Annotated in this window: 7 protein-coding genes; 5 read left to right on the top strand and 2 right to left on the bottom strand. The window is 62.5% G+C overall.

Annotation, left to right across the window (positions count from 1 at the left end; translation table 11 throughout):
* Nucleotides 1-186 precede the first annotated feature (186 nt).
* The 3 genes from hpaH to ACNPN0_RS00590 all read left to right on the top strand — a co-directional run bounded on the left by hpaH (nt 187) and on the right by ACNPN0_RS00590 (nt 3,160).
* The gene (gene hpaH, locus ACNPN0_RS00600) at nt 187-972 is read left to right on the top strand and encodes a 2-oxo-hept-4-ene-1,7-dioate hydratase (RefSeq protein ID WP_448937332.1); all 786 of its coding nucleotides are present in this window, start codon (nt 187-189) and stop codon (nt 970-972) included.
* Nucleotides 957-1,766, top strand: a complete 810-nt coding sequence (locus tag ACNPN0_RS00595) for an aldolase/citrate lyase family protein (protein WP_105657358.1) — start codon at nt 957-959, stop codon at nt 1,764-1,766. Before hpaH ends, ACNPN0_RS00595 begins: the two co-directional genes overlap by 16 nt.
* A 62-nt stretch (nt 1,767-1,828) precedes the next feature.
* Nucleotides 1,829-3,160 (top strand): cell division protein PerM, encoded by a 1,332-nt coding sequence (locus ACNPN0_RS00590; RefSeq protein ID WP_286172070.1) that lies wholly within the window; start codon nt 1,829-1,831, stop codon nt 3,158-3,160.
* A gap of 18 nt (nt 3,161-3,178) precedes the next feature.
* Here the strand turns inward: ACNPN0_RS00590 and ACNPN0_RS00585 are convergent, their stop codons facing one another.
* Nucleotides 3,179-3,817: a hypothetical protein gene (locus ACNPN0_RS00585; RefSeq protein ID WP_448937333.1), complete on the bottom strand. Its 639-nt coding sequence runs from the start codon at nt 3,815-3,817 to the stop codon at nt 3,179-3,181.
* 105 nt (nt 3,818-3,922) lie between these two features.
* Nucleotides 3,923-4,453, bottom strand: coding sequence for a DinB family protein (locus ACNPN0_RS00580; protein ID WP_448937334.1), 531 nt, complete (start codon nt 4,451-4,453; stop codon nt 3,923-3,925).
* A gap of 146 nt (nt 4,454-4,599) precedes the next feature.
* On the opposite strand from ACNPN0_RS00580, the gene purN reads away from it, so the two are divergent.
* Both purN and ACNPN0_RS00570 read left to right on the top strand, forming a co-directional pair.
* Entirely contained in the window at nt 4,600-5,169 is a 570-nt protein-coding gene (gene purN / locus ACNPN0_RS00575) for a phosphoribosylglycinamide formyltransferase (RefSeq protein ID WP_105661636.1), read from the top strand.
* A gap of 32 nt (nt 5,170-5,201) precedes the next feature.
* Nucleotides 5,202-6,716 (top strand): SDR family oxidoreductase, encoded by a 1,515-nt coding sequence (locus ACNPN0_RS00570; protein WP_105661637.1) that lies wholly within the window; start codon nt 5,202-5,204, stop codon nt 6,714-6,716.
* The last annotated feature ends 153 nt before the right edge of the window (nt 6,717-6,869 follow it).

The raw sequence follows: 6,869 nt of genomic DNA, 5'->3' as shown, positions 1-6,869 counted from the left end.
GCATGGCCGTGGGCCAAATCTTTTGCGAAAAGGAGCCCGAAAGGCCGCGAAAAGTCGAGCAGAATGTTAGTACGATGTGCCTTCAATCTCGAACCTCGGTACGATCAAGAACCGTGAGCTAAGTCATCTCCTCGAGATGGCGGCAGCCCCAAGAGGTTTGAACAGTAGTGAAAGGTGTAGCCGTCGATGCTATCCGAGGAAACAATCACGGCCATTGCCGATGAGCTGGTCCAGGCCGGCGAGACACGGACTCCCGTGCCGCGTCTGACCGCACGCTATCCAGAAATGACGGTAGAAGATTCCTACCGGGTCCAGAACCTGTGGCGCCAGCGCTCCGAAGCCGCTGGCCGCGTGCTGGTCGGCCGCAAGATCGGGCTGACCTCCCGCGCCATGCAGATGGCTACCGGAATCACCGAGCCTGACTACGGAATCATCTTCGATGACATGGTCTACGACTCCGGCGCGAAGCTGAAGTGGGAAGACTTCACCGGTGCCCGCGTGGAGATGGAGCTGGCCTTCAAGCTCAAGAAGGACATCGAAGGCCCGCGGGCGAACATTTTCGATGTGCTCGAAGCTACCGAATACGTCATCCCCGCTTTGGAAATCCTCGATGCCCGTGTGGAGATGGAAGGCCGCACTATTGTGGATACCATCAGCGACAACGCCGCCATGGGTGCCATGGTGATCGGCGGCAACCCGGTCAAGCCGGAGAACATCGATTTGCGTTGGGTCTCCGGGATCTTGTTCAAGAACCAGACCGTCGAAGAAACCGGCGTCGCAGCCGGCGTGCTGAACCACCCTGCCGCTGGCGTGTACTGGCTGGCCAACAAGATTGCCCCGCACGGCGACAAGCTCAAGGCCGGGGAAATCATCCTGGCCGGATCCTTCACCCGCCCGATGTGGGTCAATGCAGGGGATACCCTCTTTGCCGATTACGGACCGCTAGGAACTGTGACATGTCATTTCGAGTAGAAGCGGATCCGTCGCTGAAAGATGCGCTCAAGGACGCCGACCACTCGTTGGCAGGCATCTGGGTCTGTTCGGCCTCCCCGCTGATCGCTGAGATCTGCGCAGGCGCAGGGTTCGATTGGTTGTTCATAGATGGCGAGCATTCGCCCAACGACCTGCAGAACATCTTGGCCCAGCTGCAAGCCGTGCGCAGCTACCCGGTCGTTCCAGTGGTCCGCCCTGCGGTCAACGATCCGGTGGTGATCAAGCAGTTCCTGGACCTGGGCGTGCAGTCGCTGATCATCCCGATGGTCAATGATGCCCAGCAAGCCGCCGCTGCCGTCGCCTCCTGCCAGTACCCGCCCAAGGGCGTACGCGGTGTCGGCTCCGCCCTGGCCCGCTCGGCTCGCTGGAACCGCATCCCCGAGTACCTGACCCGCGCTGATGAGACCATCACCATCATGGTTCAAATCGAAGCGGATGAAGCGGTGCGGAACGTCGAGGAAATCGTTGCCACCGAAGGTGTTGACGGGATTTTCATCGGTCCATCGGACCTGGCCGCCTCCATGGGCGTCATCGGCCAGCAGAGCCACCCGGACGTGGTCGCTGCGGTGATCAAGTCCATCAATGCCGCCAAGGCCGCAGGCAAGTATGCCGGGGTCAACGCCTTCGACCAGAAGAGCGCCCGCGAATACATGGCCGCCGGCGCGGATTACGTCGGCGTGGGTGCTGACGTGGCACTGCTGGCGCGTGCCACCGAAGCACTGGCTGCAAGCTTCAATTCCGAGGCCCAAAGCGCTGCTCCGGACAGCTATTAGCCCAGTGTTCTAGGCAACCCTTCAGGTCATCATTGCGCGTCGATCGAGGCCGGTCGGCGCCAATGATGGCAACATTGAAGATGATGAGCCGCGAAAAGAAACCCATGAAGGCAGTGATGTTGCGCCTGCGCAACGGCTGGCCAATGCCCCTGGCGTTGCAGGGGGTCTTCGAGATACTGCAATCCGTGGTCTTTTGCCTTGCCCTGATCACCCTGCCGCTGGTCGCCGTCTATTTCAGCGGAGGCTTCCTCGAAGACTCGTTTGAGGCCATCTTGCAGTTCGGCGGCCTCATTTGGCTGCTTATCCACGGCGTGCCGGTGGAGATCCTGAATCTCGGCCCCGAAGCTGACCCCAGTTCAGTGACCGGATGGGTCACGCTGATCCCGTTGGGACTATCGCTGTTGCCGTTCTTGTTCTGCTTGCGTGCAGGACGGCGCATCGCTCGCGCTTCCTACACCGACCAGCTCTGGCAAGGGCTGCTCGGCGCCTTCGTGGCCTACGGGGCCATCGGTACCGGTATCGGGTTCCTCGCCAATAACGCGCATGCGCGGGTCAATATCATCGCGGCGACCTTCATTCCGCTGATCATCGCGCTGGTGGGCCTGATCATTGGCGCGCGCCGCGAAGCAGGCTCCTGGGCTCGCCTTTTCGGTGTCGATACGGCCGCCTATATCCAGCGGATCTCACCGCATCGCCGCTGGGCCGGATCCTACGTATGGCATGTGATCGTGGCCGGGTTCCTCGGCTATGTCGCTGCCGTGGGAATCTCCGGATTGCTGCTGGCCATCAACCTGGGCGTGCACTGGACCGACGTCGCCAACGTGTCGCAGGAGCTGCGCCCCGGCCCGATCGGTTCGGCCGCGCTGACCACGGTGCAGCTGTCCTTCATCCCGAACGCAGTGTTCTGGGTCTTGTCCTGGATCAGCGGCGGCGGTTTCAGCATCGGTACCGGCAGCACCCTGTCCACCTTGGAAACCACGGTGGGTCCGCTGCCGTCGATTCCGATGCTGGCTTCCCTTCCTTCAGGCGAGATGGCCCATCAATGGCTGTTCCTGCTGATTCCCGTGGCCGCGGGCATCGTGGCCGGCTGGTACTTCCTGCGCGTAGGCGAGAACCACCTCGAAGACTGGTTTGCCCGTCGCATTCCGTTCAATGCCCTGTCGCTGGCGGCATCGACCGCGTCCTTGGCGGTCTTCACCGGCATTGTCTGCGGGCTGCTGAGCCTGATCGGTTCCTGGCTGTCATCCGGCTCCCTGGCCATTGGGCGACTGGTTGAGATCGGCCCGAACATGTGGGCGACCGCAGGTGCCTTGGCACTGCAAATCGGTGTGGGCACCGCGATCGGCTACTTGATTGCCCCGCTGTTCGAGACCGACCCGGTACTCGAAGGCTAGAGGCTTGCCGCTGTTGGCCTAGGTCAGGCTGGCCAGGACCAGCGGATCGCCATCGGGGCGGTTGATGGTGATCGTCCCCAGCGCACTGGCAGTCGACTCCTCCATCACCAGCAGCACCGAATCATTCTCGGCAACTACCTGGATATCCTCGGCTTCAAGTTCGGGATGCTCGGCGCGAAGCTCGGAGATGGAGTTCTCCACCGTCACGTCGCTGATGCCAGCCGGCATCAGGTAGGTGACGGTCTTGAAGCTGTTTTCACCGCCATCGACCTTGAGCGGAATACCGTTCTGGACCACATAATCCATCGTCGGGCAGGTGGTCCCGGCGATCTCGTAGTCGCCATCTTCTTCCACGGGCTTGGGAACGGCGATCATGCACAGCTGGCCTTCGTTGCCTACGGCGACGTAGTGCCTGCCGAAGTCCGAGGTGGCCAGCAGGTGGCGGGTTTCCGCGTCGTAGGACTCGGTATCCTCAAAGCCTTCAGGAAGCTTGTCTTCATCATCCTGCGTTTGCACCAGAAGCGGCATGTATTCTTCAGCCGATGGGACTGGAGCAGCGGATTCACCGGTCTGCGGAATCCCGGCAGAACACGCGGTCAAGGACAGCAGCCCGGTGAAAGCCAGTGCAGAAATTTTCCCGAAATATGCCTTGGGCATGACTGCCTGGCTCCTTATGTAGAACTGTTTTCGCGCGTACGCCAAGAAGTCTAGCCAAAGGGCAGTGCACCTGCCATTTGGCCCCTTCGTTTGTGTCGGGCGCGCCTAGCTGGTCTGCGGAGCCAGATCCCACAGATGATGCATGACGTCATGCCAGGCATACTGATTCAGCGTTTCAATGGTGAACGCGGCACCGTTCGAGCGCAGGCCGCGGCGGGAATACTGCGCCGGGTCGATGCTCGACAGCTTCGCGGCGTAGCGGGCGGCGCTTTCGCGCAACAGCTCGGTGACCTCCCCTGCAGGCAGCGAATTGTATTTTCCCTCATCGGCGGCCCGGTCCTGGTCCCAGTTGGGGAACGTCGGGTCATCGTGCTCAAGCATCAGGTCCAGGCGCCCGCTCATCACCTGCAGCATTTCGGCGACGTGGGCCACGTACTCCTGGTCGCTCCAGCGGGCAGGGTTCGTGCGGGTCTGGGCATCGGGGCGCGCGAGCACCTCGATATAGCGGTCCACGCACACCGGAAGCTGGGCCATGGCATCGCCGGGCGAGATGCCGCGCACATCGACGGCGCACTGCGCGCACACCGCCTCCAGAACAACGGTCCAGTCCTTGCCGTCGGGAACTATCTGGCTCATCAACTTCTCCACTTCGAATGGCGCTCTTACGGCCAGTCTAGGGCCGGCGCGGCAACGGTGCCGGGAAAAGGCTTGCGGATCGAAACGCCATGCAACATTGCGTCCGGGATGAAGCGCCGGCCCCGGCGAACCGTAGAATTGAATTCATGCGCATTGTGGTTTTGGTTTCAGGTACCGGTTCTAATCTCCAGGCAGTCATCGATGCAGTGGCCGACGGCCAGCTGGACAATGTCGAGATTGCGGCCGTGGGAGCGGATAAGCACGGCACCTACGGCGTGCAGCGTTCGGATGAAGCCGGAATCGAAACGTTCGTCGTGAACTTCAAGGACTACGCGGATCGCGGCGAATGGAACCATGCGCTCACCGGAAAGTGCTTGTCCTACGCCCCGGACTATGTTGTCTCCTCCGGTTTCATGCGCATCGTCGGCGAGGAATTCATCAACGCCTTCGACGGCACCTACATCAACACCCACCCTGCGCTGCTGCCGTCCTTCCCCGGCGCCCACGGCGTGCGCGATGCGCTGGCTTACGGCGTGAAGGTCACCGGCTGCACCGTGCACATTGCCGATGCCGGGGTTGATACCGGTCCGATCCTGCGCCAGGAAGCCGTGCCGATTGAAGAGCACGACACCGAGGAATCGCTGCATGAGCGCATCAAGCTCGTCGAGCGCCGCCTGCTCATTGCCACGCTCGCCGATCTCGCCAAGGGAAAATAGGGCGCTGCCCACCGCGTAAAATCGGTGGGGAGATGACTGAACCTACGCCGCTGCCTTTGCAGGCACCAGAAACCGAACTGTTTACCGAAGCAGAACTATCCGCCGCTTTGAAAGTCCTGTCGGTGGTGCACCAGCTGGATCCCGAGGATGAACGGCATATTGCCGTGCGCAGGGCCACCAGCAACATGTTCAAGGCGGCCAAGCGCTACCGCAAGTCCCAAAAGCGTGCCGAGATCAGCGCCGCGGACAGGGCCGTGATCGAGCGCACCGCCACCGGCTCGCCGCAACGGCTGGATGACGAAACCCTCGGCCTGGACCTGAGCAGTTCAACCGGAAGCGCAAGCGCCGGGGAATTCCGCAAGCCGCGTGGCTGCTACATCTGCAAGCAGCGCTACACCACCGTGGATGCCTTCCACCATTATCTCTGCCCTGACTGCGCCGCACAGGGACGCGAACGCAGGGACGCGCGCGCGGACCTGAGCGGCAAGCGCGCCTTGCTGACCGGCGGGCGAGCCAAAATCGGCATGCACATCGCGCTGCGGCTGCTGCGCGATGGAGCCCACACCACCATCACCACGCGTTTTCCCAAGGACGCCGCACGGCGCTTCGCGGCACTGGAGGACAGCGCCGAATGGATGCACCGGCTGCGCATTGCCGGCATCGACTTGCGCGACCCGGCACAGGTCATCTCCCTGGCCGACCGCGTGGCTGCCGAAGGTCCGCTCGATATCCTGATCAACAACGCCGCGCAGACCGTGCGGCGCACGGCCAACTCCTACCAGCATCTGGTCGAATCCGAGCAGCAGCCCCTGGCCGCGCAGTTGCTGCCTGGCAACGGGGGACCGGAGCTGTGGGGCGAAGCGAACCCGCCCTCCGAGCATCCCAAGGCCCTGGCCAGTGCCTTCCGCCTGGAAGAATCAGCACTGCTGGCCCCTGCGGCATCGGAAAGCTACGATGCGCAGCAACTGGCAGATCTGGCCATGCGGGCCGGCTCCGCATCGCTGGAACGAATCGCAGCGGGAACCGCAATCGATGCCGGGGGCTTGATCCCGGACGTGGTGACGGATAATTCCTGGACGCAGATCCTGGGTGATGTTGATGCCCTGGAAATGCTCGAAGTGCAGTTGTGCAATGTCACCGCCCCGTTCCTGCTCGCTTCGCGGCTGCGCCCGGCCTTGGCCGCCAGCGGGGCCCGGCGCAAGTACATCGTGAACGTCTCGGCGATGGAAGGCCAGTTCTCCCGCCGCTACAAGGGGGCCGGGCACCCGCACACCAATATGGCCAAGGCCTCGCTGAACATGCTCACCCGCACCAGCGCGGAAGAGATGCTGAAGACCGACCGGATCCTCATGAGCGCGGTGGACACCGGGTGGATCACCGATGAGCGCCCGCATGATGCGAAGGTCCGGAAAGTCGCCGACGGATGGCACGCTCCATTGGACCTGATTGATGGCGCGGCCCGGGTGTACCAGCCGATCGTTGACGGGGAACGCGGCATTGACCTGTATGGCTGCTTCCTCAAGGACTATGAGCCATCACCATGGTAGGGATCGGCGGAAATCCTCCCCGTCTAGGACGCCAAGCCCGGTGATACCAACGGCCAGAGCGTAGGCGGGGTCTGGTATGCGGTTGCTCCGGACGGGAGACTGATCCAGTGATTCCAGCAAGCCAGGACCGTGGATTGCAGCGGGGCTGGACCT

Source organism: Glutamicibacter sp. AGC84 (assembly GCF_053543575.1).
Note: the sequence above shows the minus strand (reverse complement) of the source record. Positions and strands in the feature narration are given on the sequence as shown.